This window comes from Kocuria sp. BT304, from assembly GCF_003290245.1.
Classification (GTDB): domain Bacteria; phylum Actinomycetota; class Actinomycetes; order Actinomycetales; family Micrococcaceae; genus Kocuria; species Kocuria rhizophila_A.
Window position 1 is genome coordinate 601,183 of the sequence record NZ_CP030039.1, and the last position, 17,509, is coordinate 618,691.

Consider the following 17,509-nt stretch of genomic DNA (forward strand, 5'->3'; position numbering starts at 1 on the left):
GCTGCTCAGTCGCGGGGGTCGAGGGAGCGCAGCAGGTCGAGGGTCACGGCGGAGTGCTCCGGGACGTGCACGACCCCCGGTCCCTCCGGGACCTGCTGAACCCCGGGAACCACCACGGTGACGATGCCCGCGGCCACTCCCGCGGCGGCGCCGGACGGGGAGTCCTCGACCACCACGCAGGCGCGGGGGTCCACGCCCAGGCGCCTCGCTGCTTCCAGGTACGCGTCCGGGTCCGGTTTGGGGGTGACGCCCTGCGCCACCTCCTCATCCCCGATGATCACCCGGAACAGGTTGTCCGGGGCCAGCCCGGCGGTGTAGCGCGCCACCTCCGAGGTGGCGTTCGTGACGATGGCCGCCGGGATGCCGGCCCGGTCCAGGTCCGCCAGCAGCGGCCGGATGCCGGGGATGAACGTGGGAGGGTTCTTCGCGAGGACGTCCTCCAGCACCTCGTAGAACTCGCGGAAGACCTCCTCCGGCGAGCCGGGGACGCCCAGCTCGGACAGCCGCTGCACCGTGGCGGCCAGGGGCTCGCCCAGGGTGTCCCAGGTGTCCCGGTCGGTCCACTCGCCGCCGTGGGCGGCCACGATCCGCTGCTTGCCGGTCTCCCACAGGGGCTCGGTGTCCACGAGGGTGCCGTCGTGGTCGAACAGGACGGCTCGGGGGAAGTCTGCGTCGCTCATGACTCCACGGTACGTGCCCGCCCCGACACGTCCCAGCGCCCTACCATGGGCACATGAGTTCCCAGGACCGTGAGCCCGCAGCCCTCTCGAGACCGGGATCGGCGCTGTCCCGCAGCTTCCCCGCGGTCATGGTGGTGGTGGCGCTGCTGCTGGCCCTGTGGGTCGGCTTCGGCCGTGCCCTGGCGGGTGTGCTGGGCGGTCTCACACCGGTGTACGCCGTGGCGATCGCCCTGCCCGTCCTGGTGCTCCACATGATTGCGACGGCGCTGTTCCGCCGGGACGCCCTGAACTACCCGTCCCACGCCGTGAGTCGGCGGGCCGTGCTCACCGCGGTGGGCGCCTGGCTCGTGACGCTGGGGTTCGGCTTCTTCCTCCCGGACGCCACCGCCCAGGGCATGCAGTCCGTGTTCACGCGTGCGGCGGGAGCGGGGTACCTGGAGCTCGGCTACGGGTTCGTGAACATCTTGGGCGTGCTGTCCGTGGCCATGGCGGTGGCCCTGGTGCTGCTGGCGGTCACGGAGCTGCGGGTCACCGCGCGGCGGCTGCGCGGCGAGCCGCTCACTGAGGACGAGCTCCTGGACCGGCTGGAGGCCCAGCGGGAGGACGACGCCGCACGTCCGGGCACCGCGGCGTCGACCGGGGGCCGCTCGTGACGGTTCCCCTGCGCACCTCGCGCCTGCAGCTGCGGGCCTACGACGCCGCCGCGGACGCTCCGTTCGCGCGCGATCTCTACTCCCGAGCGGAGGTGCAGCGGTGGCTTGGAGACGGCACCCAGCGCGTGCGGACCCTCGCGGCGGCGGGGCAGAAGATCGAGCGCTGGAACGAGCTGCACGGCAGCCACCCCGTGCACGGGGTGTGGCTCGTGAGCACCCGCGCGGGCGAGCCGCTGGGAACCCTGCTGCTCAAGCCCATTCCGGACTCGGGCGCGGCCACCGCCCACGACATCGAGATCGGGTGGCACTTCCACCCGCACGCCTGGGGACACGGCTACGCGACCGAAGCCGCGCACGCGGTGCTGGCCCACGCCTTCGCGGCGGGCCTGACCCGCGTGGTGGCCGTGACGCACCCCGCCAACGAGGCGTCCCAGGTGGTGTGCCTGCGGCTGGGCATGACCCCGCGGGGCCTCAGCCGCGCCTACTACGACGCCGAGTGCGCCCTCTTCGAGCGCACGGCGCCCGCCGCCGCCCCGAGCGGGACGTGCGGCGAGGCACCGCTGACGGGAGCGGCCTCGTCGGCCGCGGCCACGGGGCAGAAGGGGACGAACGACCATGGGTGAGAACCCGGACCTGGTGGTCGGCTCGGACGGCCTGGCCCGCCCGGTGTGGGCCGCGAGCGATCCGCTGCTGCGCGAGTACTACGACACCGAGTGGGGCATGCCCGTGCGGGACGAGACAGGGCTGCTCGAGCGGATCGTGCTCGAGGGGTTCCAGGCAGGACTCTCGTGGCGCACGGTGCTGGCCAAACGAACGGCGCTGCGCGAGGTGTTCCACGGTTTCGATCCGGACGCGGTGGCCGCCATGACGGACGCGGACGTCCAGCGGCTCATGGCCGACGCCCGCATCATCCGCAACGAGCGCAAGATCCGCGCCGCCCTGACCAATGCCCGCGCGACCGTGGCGCTGCGGGAGTACGAGGGACTGGTGGAGCTGGTGTGGTCCTTCCGACCCTCCGAGACCCCCGAGCCGGTGCGGTTCGCGGAGGTGCCCACGGCCTCGCCCGAGAGCGCGGCGCTGTCCGCGGAACTCAAGCGCCGCGGCTTCGCCTTCGTGGGGCCCACCACCATGTACGCCCTCATGGAGGCGATCGGCATGGTGGACACGCACCTGGTGGGCAGCCATCGCCGCGGCAGCTCGGGTCTCTGGGCGTGCGGGCGGGCCGACGGTGCAGTAACGGGTGGCGGCGCCGCTCGGTCGGGGCCGATGGCGCGTGGTAGGGCTCAGCCCTCGCGGCGGCGCAGGTAACTCTGGCCGTGAGCGTCCTTGACCAGCTCGTACTCCGACTGCAGGTTGTCGTACCACTGCTGCGTCTGCTCGTTCATCCGCTCCTTGCCCCTGAGATCCACGGGGCTGCGGTCGGCGGGCCCGACGAACTTCATCACGAAGTCGTCGAAGCGCCGGAAGAGACTGCGGCGCGGTGGATCGGCGTCGTGGCTGCGGGGCATGGCTGGTCCTTCCCACGGGGCGGGCGGGGCGGTCTCGCCTCAACAACTAATGCACTAAGCATAGCCGGTGCAACGGAGCGGTTCCCGAAGTCCCCAAGGCTCCGGCCTTCCCAATGCGACTTGAGCGGGGTAGACTCAAGGCAACTGATAAAACGTCGATCAAGTACGAGGAGATGCCATGGACACCAAGTTCACCACCAAGTCCCAAGAAGCCCTGAGTGCCGCGGCCACGAATGCCGCCACGGCGGGCAACCCCACCATCGAACCGGCCCACATCTTGAAGGCCCTCATGGACCAGCGGGAAGGCGTGGCCGTGGCGGTCCTGAAGGCCACCGGCGCGAACGCGGACGCCGTGTCCATCAAGGCCAGCAACCTCATCCAGGAGATGCCCAGCGCGTCCGGCAACTCCACCGCGCAGCCGCAGCTGGGCCGTGCCGCCCTGCAGGCGCTGCAGGCTGCGGAGAACTACGCCCGCGAGTTGAAGGACGAGTACGTCTCCACGGAGCACATCCTCTACGGTCTGGCCGCGGGCCACGACAAGACCGCGGAGGCGCTCAAGGGTGCCGGGGTCACGGACGAGGCCCTCGGCGAGGCCATTCCGCAGGTGCGGGGCGACCGCCGGGTGACCAGCCCGGATCCGGAGGGCACGTTCCAGTCGTTGGAGAAGTACGGCACGGACCTCACCGCGATCGCCCGGGACGGCAAGCTGGATCCGGTCATCGGCCGTGATTCGGAGATCCGCCGCGTGGTCCAGGTGCTCTCCCGGCGCACCAAGAACAACCCCGTGCTGATCGGTGAGCCCGGCGTGGGTAAGACCGCCGTGGTGGAGGGCCTCGCCCAGCGCATGGTGGCCGGGGACGTCCCCGAGTCCCTGCGCGGCAAGACCCTGATCTCCCTGGACCTCGGGTCCATGGTGGCCGGCGCCAAGTACCGTGGAGAGTTCGAGGAGCGGCTCAAGGCCGTCCTGGACGAGATCAAGAAGTCCGAGGGTCAGATCGTCACGTTCATCGACGAGATCCACACCGTGGTCGGTGCGGGTGCGTCCGAGGGGTCCATGGATGCCGGCAACATGCTCAAGCCCATGCTGGCCCGCGGTGAGCTGCGCCTGATCGGTGCCACCACGCTGGACGAGTACCGCGAGAACATCGAGAAGGACGCCGCCCTGGAGCGCCGCTTCCAGCAGGTCTACGTGGGGGAGCCCTCGGTGGAGGACACCGTGGCCATCCTGCGGGGGCTCAAGGAGCGCTACGAAGCGCACCACAAGGTGCAGATCGCGGACTCCGCCCTGGTGGCCGCCGCGCAGCTGTCCGCCCGCTACATCCCCAGCCGTCAGCTTCCGGACAAGGCCATCGACCTCATCGACGAGGCCGCGTCCCGGCTGCGCATGGAGATCGACTCCGCGCCGGAGGAGATCGACGAGCTACGCCGTGCCGTGGACCGGCTGACCATGGAGGAGCTGGCCCTGGAGGGCGAGACAGACCCCGCCTCCGTGGAACGCCTGGCCGCACTGCGCCAGGACAAGGCGGACAAGGAAGCCGAGTTGGACGCGCTCAACGCGCGCTGGGAGGCGGAGAAGGCCGGGCTGAACCAGGTGGGTGAGCTCAAGGCCCGCATCGACGACCTGCGCTCACAGGCCGAGCGTGCCCAGCGCAACGGCGACCTGGGTGAGGCCTCCCGGTTGCTCTACGGCGAGATCCCGAACGCCCAGAAGCAGCTCGATGCCGCCCAGGCCCAGGAAGAAGCCGGTGGCGCGGCGGAGGACACCATGGTCTCCGAGGAAGTCACCGCGGACGACATCGCGGAGGTGATCTCGGCCTGGACCGGGATCCCCGCGGGCAAGATGCTGCAGGGCGAGTCCGAGAAGCTGCTGCACATGGAGGAGGTCCTCGGCAAGCGCCTGATCGGTCAGCGCAAGGCCGTGACCGCCGTGGCCGACGCCGTGCGCCGCTCCCGCGCGGGCATCTCGGACCCGGACCGGCCCATCGGCTCGTTCCTGTTCCTGGGCCCCACGGGCGTGGGCAAGACCGAGCTGGCCAAGTCCCTGGCGGACTTCCAGTTCGACGACGAGCGCGCCCTGATCCGCATCGACATGTCCGAGTACTCGGAGAAGCACTCCGTCTCGCGCCTGGTCGGTGCCCCTCCGGGGTACGTGGGCTACGACGAGGGCGGGCAGCTCACCGAGGCCGTGCGGCGTCGTCCGTACTCCGTGGTGCTGCTGGACGAGGTGGAGAAGGCTCACCCCGAGGTCTTCGACATCCTGCTGCAGGTGCTCGACGACGGCCGGCTCACCGACGGGCAAGGCCGGACCGTGGACTTCCGCAACGTGATCCTGATCCTCACGTCCAACATGGGCAGCCAGTTCCTGGTGGACCCCACCCTGGACGAGAAGGCCAAGAACGACGCCGTGATGGGCGTGGTGAACGCGTCCTTCAAGCCGGAGTTCCTGAACCGGCTGGACGACATCATCATGTTTGAGCCGCTGAGCACCGAGGACCTCGCGAAGATCGTGGACATCCAGGTGGCCCAGCTGGCCACGCGTCTCGCGCAGCGCCGCCTGACCCTGGTGGTCACGCCTGCGGCGAGCGAGTGGCTGGGCATCACCGGCTACGACCCCGCCTACGGCGCACGCCCGCTGCGCCGGCTCGTGCAGCGCGAGATCGGGGACCGGCTGGCCAAGGGTCTGCTGTCCGGGGCCATTCTGGACGGGGATACTGTGGTGGTGGACGTCAACCCGGACGTCGCCGAGGACGGCCTCACGGTCACCGCCGAACGGGGCGAGTCCGACGCCTCTGGGGCCATGGGCGACGACGACGTCGTGGACGCCGAGATCGTGGACGAGTGACCTCCGCGTGAGACGAGGGCGTGGGGAACCCGTGTCCTCGTGCACCGGAGACAGAAGTGCCGGGCCGGATTCCTGGGAGTCCGGCCCGGCGCTTCGTCGCGCGTTCCGGTTCCCTGCCGGGCAGGTCGCCGACGGGGCACCGGGCGGGGACCGTGTGCGGCGGTGCAGCGGGCGCGCGAGGCGGGCGGGCAGCGTCATGCCTCAGTGGTGCTCGGGCGAATCCGGCTCCACGCAGCTGTCCCGGGCGTAGTCGCAGGTCACGGGGCGGCCGTCCGCGTCCGTGCGCCGGTCCCACGAGCTCATCCGCTCGCCGGTGAAGTCCACGTCGGGGCCCGCAGCCGCGGGCCCCGACGTGTGGCGCACCTGCAGGGCGACGTCATCGCCGTGCTCGCCCACGCCCTGGCGAACGGCGTTCTCCAGCGCGGTGCGGGCGTAGCGGTGACGCAGACTGATGGGATCGGTGGAGACCGCCCCCTCACCACGAAGCCGATGACCAGCGCACCGGCCATGCCGAAGGTGATGCGGTTGGTGCGAGCGCACCCGCTGCTCCTCCACGGACACCCGGGCACCAGACCGGAATGGGCGTCGTGCGGGCAGCGACTTCCGGCGGGCGGGTCCTGGCAGGGGGGAGCTCATGGGAACCTGCGTTCCGGGGTGGCGGAGCGCGGGTCGGGGCGCCCGGGCCGCCCCACTGTACCGGCGCGGCTCCACGCCCTGGCAGCCCCCGATCGGCCGGGGGTGAACGCAACGGGCACTGGTGCGCGGGAAGCGTTCAAAACATGTACCCTGGACTCACGAAAAACTGACAAGACACTCCGGGGCCGTACTGTGTGTTCAACACGGCACCGCCCACCGGACACGAGACGCAGAGGGGGTCACGCCATGGGGCGCGGCCGTCAAAAGGCGAAGGCGACACGACAGGCGCGGGAGATCAAGTACTTCAGCCCGCAGACCGACTACTCGGCCCTGCAACGTGAGTTGCGAGGCACGACACCGTCCTCCCGAGCCGTGGACCACGAGGAACGACCCGAGGACGAGGACGACTACTCGACCTACGCGGAGAAGTACTCGGACTACGACTGACCCCGCGCCCGGCGCGGTGAGCGCGCCGCTCGACACCAGTTCGGCATCGGACCGTGGCGCAGCCTGGCACCCAGCGCAGTCCTGACCGCAGCGAAGCTGCGGGAGGAGAGTCTCCGCGAACCGAGCGCCTCTCGAGCACAGTGCAGCAAGAACCGCCCACACGACCGTGTGGGCGGTTCTTTGCGTGTCGTGGGCCGGGCCCCCGTGCTCAGTGCGCGTAGGAGCCGGTCATCAGCACTCCGCCGCCGGACACACCCTTGGCGCCCTGCACCCAGTCGCTGCCGTGGTGCGCGGCGTCCGGGTCCACCGGCCCCACCCCGCCCATGACCCACGAGGGCACTCCGCGCGCGTTCAGGTGGGCCACGGCGGCGTCGGCCACCGCGGGGTCCACGATCGCCACCATGCCCACCCCGAGGTTCAGGGTGCGCTCGAGGTCCGGCTGCGGCACGCCGCCGAGCTCGGACACCAGGCGGAACACGGGGGGCAGGGACCACGTGGAGCGGTCCACGGTGGCCTGCAGCTCCGGCGGCAGCACGCGGGCGAGGTTCGCGGCGAGCCCGCCACCGGTCACGTGGGAGAAGCCGCGCACACCGTGGCCCGTGGCGCCGTCGTCCCCGTTGACGGGAAAGGCTCGGGCGAGGTCCAGCACGTCCGCGGCGTAGACGCGGGTGGGCTCCAGCAGCTCCTCGCCCAGGGTGCGGCCCAGCTCGCTGACCTGGCGGTCCAGCTGCCAGCCCGCCATGTTGATCACGCGACGCACCAGGGAGTATCCGTTGGAGTGCAGACCGGAGGACGCCATGCCGATGACGACGTCCCCGTCCCGCACGCGCTGGGGGCCGAGCAGCTCGTTGGCCTCGACCACGCCCGTGGCGGCCCCGGCGACGTCGTACTCGTCCACCGCCAGCAGGCCGGGGTGCTCGGCGGTCTCCCCGCCCACGAGAGCGGTCCCGGCGGCCTCACAGGCCGCGGCGATCCCGCGCACGATGTCCGCGACGCGCTCGGGCACCACCTTGCCTGTGGCGATGTAGTCGGTCATGAACAGGGGCGTGGCGCCCACCACCACGATGTCGTCCACGACCATGCCCACGAGGTCCCACCCAATGGTGTCGTGGACGTCCAGGGACTGCGCGATGGCCACCTTGGTGCCCACCCCGTCCGTGGAGGTGGCCAGGTACGGCCGGCGGTACGCGGTCAGCTCGGAGACGTCGAAGAGCCCGGCGAAGCCGCCGACGCCGCCCACCACGCGCGGCGTGTGGGTTGCCCTGACCGCGGCCTTCATGAGTTCGACGGCGCGGTCCCCGGCCTCGACGTCCACACCCGCGCTCGCGTAGGTGACGGACCTGTCCTGCTGGGGCTGCTGGCTCATGCGCGGGTCTCCTGGGTGGCGGCGTCGTCGGGTCGGTCGGTGAGGGGCTCCACGAGGTCCGCGGAGGGCTCCGCGTGGGCGCCGGGTGCTTCGAGCACGGCCTTGCCGAGGCGGTCCGCCTTGGGCAGGGCCGTGGGGTACTCGCCGGAGAAGCACGCCGTGCACAGGTTGCCGCGGGACTGGGCGGTGGCCTCGATCATGGCGTCCTCGGAGATGTAGCCGAGGGAGTCCGCGCCCAGGGACGCCCGGACGTCCTCCACGGTGATCCCGTTGGCGATCAGCTCGGCGGGGGAGGCGAAGTCGATGCCGTAGAAGCACGGCCACTTGATGGGCGGGGAGGAGATCCGCACGTGGATCTCCGCGGCTCCCGCTTCGCGCAGCATCCGCACCAGGGCCCGCTGGGTGTTGCCGCGCACGATGGAGTCGTCCACGACCACCAGGCGCTTGCCCGCCACGATCGAGCGCAGGGGGTTGAGCTTGAGCCGGATGCCGAGCTGGCGGATGGTGTCCGAGGGCTCGATGAACGTGCGCCCCACGTAGGAGTTCTTCACGAGTCCGTGGCCGAAGGGGATCCCGGCGGCCTCGGCGTAGCCGATCGCGGCCGGGGTGCCGGACTCGGGGGTGGGCATCACGAGGTCCGCGTCCACGGCGTGCTCGTGCGCCAGGCGGCGGCCCATCTCCACGCGGGACTCGTACACCGAGCGGCCGTTGATGGTGGTGTCCGGGCGCGCGAGGTACACGTACTCGAACACGCACCCGGCCGGGGTGGGCTCCGCGAAGCGGCTCGAGCGCAGCCCGTTCTCGTCGATGGCGATGAACTCCCCGGGTTCGACCTCGCGCACCAGGGAGGCGCCCACGATGTCCAGCGCGGCGGTCTCGGAGGCCACCACCCAGCCGCGCTCCAGCCGTCCCAGCACGAGCGGGCGCACCCCCAGGGGGTCGCGGGCCGCGTAGAGCGTGCTCTCGTCCATGAACGTGAGGCAGAACGAGCCCACCAGCTGGGGGAGCAGCTTCATGGCCGCCTCCTCGAGCGAGTTCAGCGGGTGCTCGGCCAGCAGTGCGGTGATCAGAGCGGTGTCCGTGGTGTTGCCGCGGGCCATCTCGCCGCGGGACGGGAAGCCGGACTTGTCCAGCAGCAGGTCGTAGAGCTCCGCGGAGTTGGTGAGGTTGCCGTTGTGCGCGAGCGCCAGGGTGCCGTGCGGGGTTGCGCCCAGCGTGGGCTGCGCGTTGGCCCAGTGGGAGGCACCCGTGGTGGAGTACCGGGCGTGGCCCACGGCCAGGTGGCCCTTGAGAGTGTTGAGCGTGGTCTCGTCGAAGACCTGGGACACGAGCCCCATGTCCTTGTAGACCGAGATCCGCTCGCCGTCCGAGGTGGCGATGCCCGCGGACTCCTGCCCGCGGTGCTGCAGCGCGTAGAGACCGTAGTAGGTCAGCTTGGCCACGTCCTCCCCGGGGGCCCACACGCCGAACACGCCGCACGCGTCCTGGGGGCCTTTTTCGCCGGGAAGAAGGTCGTGAGAGAGTTTTCCGTCAGCTCGAACCACGCTGACAGTGTCTCATGCGCCGGACTCGGGCTCCGCTTCGTGAACGTCGCTGACCTCCGCGGAGACCTGGCGGGAGCGCCGCAGGGAGATCCGGTCCAGCAGCAGCCCCACCACGGCCCCGAGGGCCGCGCCGAGGATCAGGAACGCCATGAGGAAGAAGCCGAGGATGGCCGCCCGGGTGTAGGCCAGGGCTCCCGGGCCCAGTGCTCCCACGAGCAGCCCCGCGATGGCGCCCACCCCGGCGCCCGCGGCCACGAACGCCACGAGGTTGGGTGCGCGGCGCACGGTCATCCGCTGGGTCTCGGACGTGGTCTGCGCTGCGCGGTCTGGGGTCTCGGGGCTCGCGGAACTCATGGTCTCCAGGTTATCGCGGCCGCGCGCTCCCGCGCTCCGTGCGGGCTGTGGGTGCTCTTGCGGTCCGCTGGGAGTTCGCGTCACCCGAACAGGGGCAGCCACGCGCTGAGGTCCGTGCGCGTTCCCGACGCCGCCACGGTGCCGCGCCCGACGGCGCCCGCCCACGTCTCGGTGCCTGTGGCCAGCGCGAGCCATGTGGCGGCGTCCGTCTCCACCACGTTGGGCGGGGTGCCGCGGGTGTGTCGCGGTCCCGGAACGCACTGGGTCACGCCGAACGGGGGCACGCGCACCTCCACGGAGTTCCCCTCGGCCCGTGAGCCGAGCTCCTCGAGGCAGTAGCGCACCGCGGTGGCGGTGGTCCTGCGGTCCGCGGCCGCGGGGTCCCGGCGCCAGCGCGCGAGCGCGAGGGAGCCGTCGGCGGGGTCGATCCTGCGTCGCACCACGGAGCCGCCCTCAGTCCACGAGGTCGAGCAGCGGCTGGGCGAGCTCGATGGCGCCCACGGGCTTCCCGGCCCCCGTGATGGGGTGTGTGACGCGCGCGAGGACACGGTCGGCGTCGGCCCGGGAGATCGCCCCCGCGTGCGCGAGCAGGGTGAGGCCCACGAGCGAGTTGGCACGCGAGGAGCCGTCGAGCATCTTGATGGCCACGGACCAGCCCGAGCGGGTGCCGAGGCCCAGCACGCCCTCTGCGCCGAGCTTGGTGATCACGTCCAGCTCCTCCATGATCACGGTGTTGGAGCGGCCCGGCCCCTGGACGTACTCGGGGTAGTCGAGCATGGAGGTGGCCACGGTGGCGGCGCGGGCGTCCGCCTGGATGTTGCGCGCGGCACGGCCCAGGGTGGAGTACATCCGCGCCAGACCCGTGAGGGTGACGGCCGCGAGGGGCGCACCGCAGCCGTCCACGCCCAGGTGCGCCGCGCGCTCGCCGGAGAACTCCTCGATGGTCTCCACCACAAGCTGCTGCAGCGGGTGGGAGGGGTCCAGGTACGAGTCCGTGGGCCAGCCGTTGGTCACGCACGCGAGCAGGAACGCCGCGTGCTTGCCGGAGCAGTTCATGCACATCCGGTTCTTCCCGCGCTCGGTGCGGATCAGCCACGCGCGGGTGTCCTCGTCCTCGGGCCAGTCCGGCGGGCACTGCAGTGCCTCGGGGCCCAGCTCCGCGGCCTTCAGGATGGAGCTCACGGCGTCCAGATGGTCGAACGTGCCGGTGTGCGACGCCGCCGCGATCGCCACCTGCTCGCCGCGCAGCGCGGCCCCGGCCTTCATGGAGGCGATGGCCTGGAACGGCTTGAGCGTGGAGCGGGGGAACACCGGGACGTCCGGGGCCCCCAGGGACAGGGCCACGGAGCCGTCCGGGGCCAGCACCACGGCGGAGCCGCGGTGGCGCGACTCCACGAAGCCGCTGCGCTGCACCACGGCGAGGTCCACGGCCTGATCCGAGCTGAAAGTCTGCATGGCCCCAGTATGTCAGCGCACCGCGCGGCGTCGTTGCCCCGGCGGGGGCCCCGGCCGATACGCTGAGCGCGTGAAGGTATTGGTGGTGGGCCCAGGCGGCCGCGAGCACGCGATGATCATGTCCCTGCTGCGGGACCCGCACGTGAGCGAGGTCCACGCGGCCCCCGGCAACGCCGGGATCGCCCGTGACGTCCCCGTGCACCCGCTCAACGCCCAGGACCCGGACGCCGTGGTGGCCCTGGCCCGCGAGCTCGCGGTGGACCTCGTGGTGGTGGGTCCGGAGGCGCCGCTCGTCGCGGGCGTCGCCGACGCCCTCACGGAGGCCGGGATCCCCGTGTTCGGCCCGTCCCGCGAGGCCGCCCGGATCGAGGGCTCCAAGGCGTTCGCCAAGGAGGTCATGGCCGCAGCGGATGTTCCGACCGCGCGGGCCGTGGCCACCTCGGACCTGGCGCAGGTGCGCGAGGCGTTCGAGCAGTTCGGCGCGCCCTACGTGGTCAAGGACGACGGTCTGGCCGCGGGCAAGGGCGTGGTGGTCACGGACGACCGCGAGCGCGCCGAGGCCCACGCCCGCGAGTGCCTCGACGCCGGGGGCTCGGTGCTCGTGGAGGAGTTCCTGGACGGTCCCGAGGTCTCCCTGTTCGTGCTCAGCGACGGCACGCACGTGGTGCCGCTGCAGCCGGCGCAGGACTTCAAGCGCGTGCGGGACGGGGACCGGGGCCCCAACACGGGCGGCATGGGGGCCTACACGCCGCTGGACTGGCTTCCCGAGGGCTTCGCCGGGGAGGTCGTCGAGCGGGTGGCCCGGCCCGTGGTGGACGAGCTGCGACGCCGCGGCACCCCGTTCACGGGCGTGCTCTTCTGCGGGCTGGCCGTCACGTCCCAGGGCATGCGGGTGATCGAGTTCAACGCGCGCTTCGGGGACCCCGAGACCCAGTCCGTGCTGGCGGTGCTGGAGACGCCGCTCGGGCAGCTGCTGCTCGACGCCGCCACGGGACGGCTGTCCGAGGAGCAGCCCCTCGACTGGGAGCCCGGTGCGGCCGTGACGATCGTGCTCGCGGCGCACAACTATCCCGGGGCCCCGCGTACGGGGGACGTGATCACCGGGCTCGAGGACGCCGCCCGTGAGGAGGACACGTGGGTGGTCCACGCCGGCACGGCCCGCGACGCCGCAGGGAACCTGGTCTCGGCCGGCGGGCGGGTGCTCGCGGTCGTGGCCCGGGGCGCTGATCTGGGGGAGGCGCGCGAGCGCGGCTATCGTGGCATGGAGCACATCACCCTGGACGGATCGCACCACCGCACGGACATTGCCCTGGACGCCGCGCACGGCCGCGTGGCGCTGCCCGGGGTGGGGGCGGCGTCGTCGTCCCCGGCGGACCCGGACGGCGGAACCGGTGTGGACGCCCCGCCCACGGCGCGCACGGCAGAGGAGCAGGCATGAGCGAGCACGGCACACCCCGCGAGATCCCGGGCTGGAAGCACGTCTACTCCGGGAAGGTGCGGGAGCTGTACGTCCCGGACGAGTCCCGCATGACCGCCACGGGAGTGGCCATCCACGACGACGCCGAGTACCGCGCGGGTGCCGTGCTGGTGGTCGCGAGCGACAGGATCTCCGCGTTCGACCAGGTGCTGCCCACCGAGATCCCGGACAAGGGCACGATCCTCACGCAGCTGTCCCTGTGGTGGTTCGAGCAGCTGGACGGGATCCCCAACCACATCCTCTCCACGGACGTGCACGAGTCCGTGCGCGGGCGCGCCGTGGTGTGCAAGAACCTGTCCATGTTCCCCGTGGAGAACATCGTGCGCGGCTACCTCACGGGCTCCGGTCTCAAGGACTACCGCACCACGGGATCCGTGTGCGGGATCGAGCTGCCCGAGGGGCTGCGGGACGGCGACCGCCTGGAGCAGCCCATCTTCACGCCCACGGGCAAGGCCGCCCTGGGCGAGCACGACGAGCCCATCACCTACCGCGAGATGGCGGACGTGGTGGGCAACTCCGTGGCGGACCGGCTGCGGGAGCTGTCCCTGAAGATCTACACGCGCGCCGAGCGGATCGCCCGGGAGCGCGGGATCATCGTGGCGGACACCAAGGTGGAGTTCGGCCTGGACTCCTACCGTGGCGCGATCACCCTGGGGGACGAGGTGCTGACCCCGGATTCCTCCCGCTTCTGGGACATGGAGACCTACCGGCCCGGCCGCGCGCAGCCCTCCTTCGACAAGCAGTACGTGCGCGACTGGCTGCGCTCGGACGCCTCCGGGTGGGACGGCCACGGGCCGGTGCCCCAGCTGCCCGAGGACGTGGTGGCCCGCACGCGCGAGCGCTACGTGGAGGCCTACGAACGGCTCACGGGTCGGGTCTTCGACCCCCGCGGCCCGTTCCTCGAGGTCACGGGATCCCGCGAGGGCTGAGCGCCCCGCCCGGTCCGGCCCAGCGGGCGCGGGCCATGTCCACCCGGACCCAGTGCGCCGCGGTCTCGAGCAGGGGCGTGCCCTCCCGCTCGTAGTGCTCCCGAGCGCCGATCTGCAGCCGGTCCGGCAGGGTGCCGTCCGCACGCACTACGCGCCACCACGGAATGTCCTCACCAGCCTGGCCCAGGGCCATGATGCGCGCGGCCAGCCGCGGGGTGCCCAGCCCGGCGAGCTCCGCGACGTCCCCGTAGGACAGCACCGCGGCGGGCGGGACGGCCAGCACGACGCCGCGCACCGCCTCGACCGCGTCCGCCCCGGTGCGGGTGCCGCGCCCCTCGCTCACGAGAACGGGATCCGCACGTCCAGGTGCCACACGTGGTTGCGGGGCCCGTAGGCCACCTCCCCGTCGAGCAGCGCAACCCGCTCGTGGATGCCCCGCAGCCCGAAACCGGAGGCCAGCTCCCGGTGGTCGAGCTCCACGGCCCGGTGCGGGATCCGGTTCTCCGTGTGGATGTGCAGCGTGGAACCGCGCACGCTCATCCGCACCAGGCACCGGGAGCCGGTGGGGGCGTACTTGATCATGTTCGTCACGGCCTCCTGCATCACCCGTGCGGCGGTGCCGCGGATGGAGGTCGGGAGGTCGTCCACGCCCTCACCCAGCTCGAAGCGGGGCAGCAGACCGGCGCGCTCCAGGCTCCCCTCGAGCGCCTGGGCCACGCCGTGCAGGGACCCGGTGGTCAGCCCGGACGCGTTGCCGCGCTCCTCGGGTCCGTCCGGGTCGGGGTCCGTGTCCGAGGAGCCGGGGGAGTCCCGCAGGATGTGCAGCAGGGTCCGCAGCTCGGTGAGTCCGGAGCGCGCGGCGGTGTCCATGGTGTCGATCGTGCGGTGCAGCTCCTCGGGGTCGCTCTGGCGCTGCGAGCCCGCGGCCTGCATGGTCACGAGGGTGAGCTCGTGGGCCACCACGTCGTGCAGGTCCCGGGCCAGGGCCAGCCGCTCCTGCTCGCGCAGCCGCTGGTGGGTGGCCTCCATGGCGGCGAGCCGGCGCGTGCTGAGGCGGTACTGGCCCAGGAAGAAGCGCACCGCCACGCCGATCAGCGCCGCGATGCCCAGGGGCAGCCCCAGGGCCCAGAGAAAGTCGGTGCTCTCGAGCACCCACGCGGTGACGGCGATCCACACGGCGGTCACCGCCAGGTGGACGAGCATGGCCGTGCGTTCGAGCATCGCGAGCGCGGCCACCATCACCACGCACCCGCACAGCAGGGTGATGGAGTACTCGTCGAGCACGAGGCACAGCGCGTAGGACAGGGCGATGGCCGCCGCTCCCGCCACGGCGGACCACGCGAGCAGGGCCACCGCGCCGTAGCTGAGCACGATCCAGGCCGAGGTCAGCACCCTCTGCCCGGGGGACAGGGCGGGCCAGTCCAGGGCGTGGAGGTCGTCGAAAAGTGCCACGGCGGCAAAAAGCACCAGCACGATGCGCAGCCAACTGGGCATCGTGCTGGTGCGTGCGGCGGGATCCCCGTCCGTGACGGCGGGGGCCGAACTCACCGGGGGTTGCAGTAAATGGGGAAGAAGCGGCACAGGGCGCTGCCCGGGCCGCGCACCGAGGCGTCGTCGGGCAGGGCCATGGCGGGTGCCGCCGAGGCGAAGAGCATGGAGAACACGAGGGCGGCGGCTGCGGCCGCGCGCAGAAGGGTCACGTTGCGAGTGGGGGCGGCGGTGCCGGAGCCCTGAGAAGTGTGAGTCATGCACCCAGTTTATGATCAAGATCATGGATTTGTGCAGGCTCATTCTCGTGGACGACCACCCCCTCATGCGTGATGCCCTGGCCAACCTGTTCCGTGCGGAGCCGGGTTTCGAGGTGGTGGGCGAGGCCTCCGAGGGCGCGGAGGCGGTGGCCGCGTGCCTGGACCTGTCCCCCGACGTGGTGCTCATGGACATCCGCATGCCGGGGATGGACGGCATCGAGGCCACCGCGCAGATCGTCGCGCAGTGCCCGGACACCAAGGTGCTGGCCCTCACCACGTTCTCCACGCTCGAGTACGTGGTCCCGGCCCTGCGCGCCGGCGCCTCGGGGTACCTGGTCAAGGATGCGCGGCACCACGAGATCGTCTCCGCGGTGAGCCTGATCCGGGAGGACGAGCTCGCACTGTCCCCGTCCGTGGCCAACTCCCTGGCGAACAACGTGCTGGGGGACGTGCCCGTGCCGTCCGTGCGGCGCGGGCGCCAGCGCGGCGCGATGACGCAGGCGGCGACGTCCCCGCCACCGGGCCCGCACCCCGGTGCTCCCAAGCTCACCGACCGTGAGCAGGAGACGCTGCAGTGGATCGCCAAGGGGCTCAACAACGCCGAGATCGCGGAGCGGATGTCCGTGTCCCACGGCAGCGTGAAGTCCTACGTGTCCCACCTGTGCGAGAAGCTGGCCGTGCGGGACCGCGTGCAGGTGCTGATCTCCGGCATCCAGTGGGGCCTCGTGCACCCCGAACTGGAGCCGGAGGGCACCCTCGGCCCGCGCTGACTCCCAGTCCCCGCCCAGCTTCGGGGCGCAACTCTGGCCGTTCGGCCATGGTGGGCGCGGCACCCCGTGCGGCAGAGTAGGTGGCGGACACCCCGAGAGGTGTCCCCACGCTCCACCGGGGCGGGCGGATGTACGGCGTCCGTCCCGCGCAGGAGCGGATCGCTGAACTCGCAGCGGGGGTCCTCGTGCCCCTGGTGTTACCGGATGAGTACCGTGAGGCCTGGATCACCTCACGCGAAGCTCCGGGACCTCCGCTGCGTCAGCGGTCCAGGGCAGAGACAGGCCTGGCCCCGGCGTCCTCCGACCAGTGGGCGCCGGGGTTCCTCTGTTCCCGGACCCGGCGGCACCCGCGGGCACCTACTCCCGGTGGCGCGGCGCGTCCGGTGCGTGGCCGTAGAACCACATGATGTGCTCGCGCAGCAGCCGGGCGGCCAGAGCGCCGTCGCGGGCCTCGGTGGCCCTGTGGATCGCGTGGTGCTGCTCCTGCAGGCGGGCGCGGATCGCGGGCCAGTCGGAGGTTCCCGCCACGGTCTCCTGGACGTAGCCGATGGTGGCCTCCCGCAGGGACGCCATGATGGTCTCGAGCACCACGTTGCCGCCCAGCGAGGCCAGGTGCAGGTGGAACTGCGCGTCCAGGATGTGGAACTGCTCGTCGTCCACCGCGGGGTCGTCCATGCGGTCGAGCATCTGCGCGGCCTGCTCCAAGATTTCCTCGCGCTCGGGGCATGTCGACGATGCCGCGTCCAGGCTCGACTGCGTCTCCAGAAGCACACGGGTGCTCACCACGTCCGCGACCGGCAGGGACCGGGTGGCGATGTGCATCCGCAGCGCCCAGCCCAGGGCGGCGGAGGGGTCCGAGATGACCGTGGCCCCGGACTGCGGGCCGGACCCCGTGGCCGAGCGCACCAGGCCCATGGCCGCGAGGATCCGCACGGCCTCCCGCACCGAGGCGCGGGAGATCCCGAAGTCCTCGGCCAGCGTGCGCTCCGCGGGCAGCTTGTCGCCCACGCGCAGCGCTCCCGAACGCAGCTGCCGTTCGAGCCAGTCCAGCACCACCGTGTAGGCGGGTGCAGCGCTCATGCTTCCTCCAAGGTCCTCAC

The 17,509-nt window shown here is 71.9% G+C and carries 20 protein-coding genes; 8 read left to right on the top strand and 12 right to left on the bottom strand.

Translation table 11 applies throughout. The annotated features are described in order from the left end of the window. Positions 1 to 5: 5 nt before the first annotated feature. A complete protein-coding gene (locus DNL27_RS02715; protein WP_112234634.1) occupies positions 6 to 680 on the bottom strand; it encodes an HAD family phosphatase in 675 nt (224 codons plus the stop codon). Between the two features lie 53 nt (positions 681 to 733). On the opposite strand from DNL27_RS02715, the gene DNL27_RS02720 reads away from it, so the two are divergent. Genes DNL27_RS02720 through DNL27_RS02730 form a run of 3 tightly spaced genes read left to right on the top strand, consistent with a single transcriptional unit; the run spans position 734 to position 2,641 of the window. Then, positions 734 to 1,333 (top strand): hypothetical protein, encoded by a 600-nt coding sequence (locus DNL27_RS02720; protein ID WP_112234635.1) that lies wholly within the window; start codon positions 734 to 736, stop codon positions 1,331 to 1,333. Then, positions 1,330 to 1,956 carry a GNAT family N-acetyltransferase gene (locus tag DNL27_RS02725; protein ID WP_112234636.1) on the top strand — a complete coding sequence of 209 codons (627 nt, stop codon included), beginning with the start codon at positions 1,330 to 1,332 and terminating at the stop codon, positions 1,954 to 1,956. Before DNL27_RS02720 ends, DNL27_RS02725 begins: the two co-directional genes overlap by 4 nt. Beyond that, positions 1,949 to 2,641 (top strand): DNA-3-methyladenine glycosylase I, encoded by a 693-nt coding sequence (locus DNL27_RS02730; protein WP_012397492.1) that lies wholly within the window; start codon positions 1,949 to 1,951, stop codon positions 2,639 to 2,641. The genes DNL27_RS02725 and DNL27_RS02730 overlap by 8 nt, the downstream gene beginning before the upstream one ends. Here the strand turns inward: DNL27_RS02730 and DNL27_RS02735 are convergent. After that, positions 2,617 to 2,841, bottom strand: a complete 225-nt coding sequence (locus DNL27_RS02735; RefSeq protein WP_012397493.1) for a hypothetical protein — start codon at positions 2,839 to 2,841, stop codon at positions 2,617 to 2,619. The two genes, DNL27_RS02730 and DNL27_RS02735, sit on opposite strands and share 25 nt — an antisense overlap. Before the next feature lie 178 nt (positions 2,842 to 3,019). Between DNL27_RS02735 and clpB the strand changes: the two genes are divergently transcribed. Beyond that, positions 3,020 to 5,683 (top strand): ATP-dependent chaperone ClpB, encoded by a 2,664-nt coding sequence (gene clpB, locus DNL27_RS02740; protein WP_012397494.1) that lies wholly within the window; start codon positions 3,020 to 3,022, stop codon positions 5,681 to 5,683. Between the two features lie 201 nt (positions 5,684 to 5,884). Here clpB and DNL27_RS02745 read toward each other — a convergent pair whose 3' ends face one another. Continuing rightward, entirely contained in the window at positions 5,885 to 6,079 is a 195-nt protein-coding gene (locus DNL27_RS02745; protein ID WP_112234637.1) for a hypothetical protein, read from the bottom strand. A gap of 486 nt (positions 6,080 to 6,565) precedes the next feature. On the opposite strand from DNL27_RS02745, the gene DNL27_RS02750 reads away from it, so the two are divergent. Continuing rightward, on the top strand, positions 6,566 to 6,766 hold the full coding sequence (locus tag DNL27_RS02750; RefSeq protein WP_012397496.1) for a DUF3073 domain-containing protein: 201 nt from the start codon (positions 6,566 to 6,568) through the stop codon (positions 6,764 to 6,766). A 208-nt stretch (positions 6,767 to 6,974) separates the two neighbouring features. Here DNL27_RS02750 and purM read toward each other — a convergent pair whose 3' ends face one another. The 5 genes from purM to DNL27_RS02775 form a co-directional block, all read right to left on the bottom strand. Next, a complete protein-coding gene (gene purM / locus DNL27_RS02755; RefSeq protein WP_112234638.1) occupies positions 6,975 to 8,132 on the bottom strand; it encodes a phosphoribosylformylglycinamidine cyclo-ligase in 1,158 nt (385 codons plus the stop codon). After that, positions 8,129 to 9,676 (bottom strand): amidophosphoribosyltransferase, encoded by a 1,548-nt coding sequence (purF, locus tag DNL27_RS02760; protein ID WP_012397498.1) that lies wholly within the window; start codon positions 9,674 to 9,676, stop codon positions 8,129 to 8,131. Before purF ends, purM begins: the two co-directional genes overlap by 4 nt. Before the next feature lie 12 nt (positions 9,677 to 9,688). Beyond that, on the bottom strand, positions 9,689 to 10,030 hold the full coding sequence (locus tag DNL27_RS02765) for a hypothetical protein (RefSeq protein ID WP_041297276.1): 342 nt from the start codon (positions 10,028 to 10,030) through the stop codon (positions 9,689 to 9,691). Between the two features lie 80 nt (positions 10,031 to 10,110). Further along, a complete protein-coding gene (locus tag DNL27_RS02770; RefSeq protein WP_112234639.1) occupies positions 10,111 to 10,473 on the bottom strand; it encodes a sterol carrier family protein in 363 nt (120 codons plus the stop codon). Between the two features lie 10 nt (positions 10,474 to 10,483). Further along, complete coding sequence (locus DNL27_RS02775) at positions 10,484 to 11,485, bottom strand: asparaginase (protein WP_012397501.1); 1,002 nt, start codon at positions 11,483 to 11,485, stop codon at positions 10,484 to 10,486. Between the two features lie 70 nt (positions 11,486 to 11,555). On the opposite strand from DNL27_RS02775, the gene purD reads away from it, so the two are divergent. Together purD and DNL27_RS02785 are read left to right on the top strand one after the other, a co-directional pair. Further along, complete coding sequence (gene purD, locus DNL27_RS02780; RefSeq protein WP_112234640.1) at positions 11,556 to 12,923, top strand: phosphoribosylamine--glycine ligase; 1,368 nt, start codon at positions 11,556 to 11,558, stop codon at positions 12,921 to 12,923. After that, the gene (locus DNL27_RS02785; protein ID WP_112234641.1) at positions 12,920 to 13,891 is read left to right on the top strand and encodes a phosphoribosylaminoimidazolesuccinocarboxamide synthase; all 972 of its coding nucleotides are present in this window, start codon (positions 12,920 to 12,922) and stop codon (positions 13,889 to 13,891) included. Before purD ends, DNL27_RS02785 begins: the two co-directional genes overlap by 4 nt. Here DNL27_RS02785 and DNL27_RS02790 read toward each other — a convergent pair. Genes DNL27_RS02790 through DNL27_RS02800 form a run of 3 tightly spaced genes read right to left on the bottom strand, consistent with a single transcriptional unit; the run spans position 13,869 to position 15,639 of the window. Beyond that, positions 13,869 to 14,234, bottom strand: a complete 366-nt coding sequence (locus DNL27_RS02790; RefSeq protein WP_041297277.1) for an MGMT family protein — start codon at positions 14,232 to 14,234, stop codon at positions 13,869 to 13,871. The two genes, DNL27_RS02785 and DNL27_RS02790, sit on opposite strands and share 23 nt — an antisense overlap. Beyond that, entirely contained in the window at positions 14,231 to 15,439 is a 1,209-nt protein-coding gene (locus tag DNL27_RS02795) for a sensor histidine kinase (RefSeq protein ID WP_239494427.1), read from the bottom strand. The genes DNL27_RS02790 and DNL27_RS02795 overlap by 4 nt, the downstream gene beginning before the upstream one ends. Continuing rightward, positions 15,436 to 15,639, bottom strand: coding sequence for a hypothetical protein (locus DNL27_RS02800; RefSeq protein WP_112234642.1), 204 nt, complete (start codon positions 15,637 to 15,639; stop codon positions 15,436 to 15,438). The genes DNL27_RS02795 and DNL27_RS02800 overlap by 4 nt, the downstream gene beginning before the upstream one ends. 23 nt (positions 15,640 to 15,662) lie before the next feature. On the opposite strand from DNL27_RS02800, the gene DNL27_RS02805 reads away from it, so the two are divergent. After that, entirely contained in the window at positions 15,663 to 16,409 is a 747-nt protein-coding gene (locus tag DNL27_RS02805; RefSeq protein ID WP_239494428.1) for a response regulator transcription factor, read from the top strand. A 357-nt stretch (positions 16,410 to 16,766) separates the two neighbouring features. Here the strand turns inward: DNL27_RS02805 and DNL27_RS02810 are convergent, their stop codons facing one another. Continuing rightward, positions 16,767 to 17,489, bottom strand: a complete 723-nt coding sequence (locus DNL27_RS02810) for a FadR/GntR family transcriptional regulator (RefSeq protein ID WP_112234644.1) — start codon at positions 17,487 to 17,489, stop codon at positions 16,767 to 16,769. Between the last annotated feature and the right edge of the window lie 20 nt (positions 17,490 to 17,509).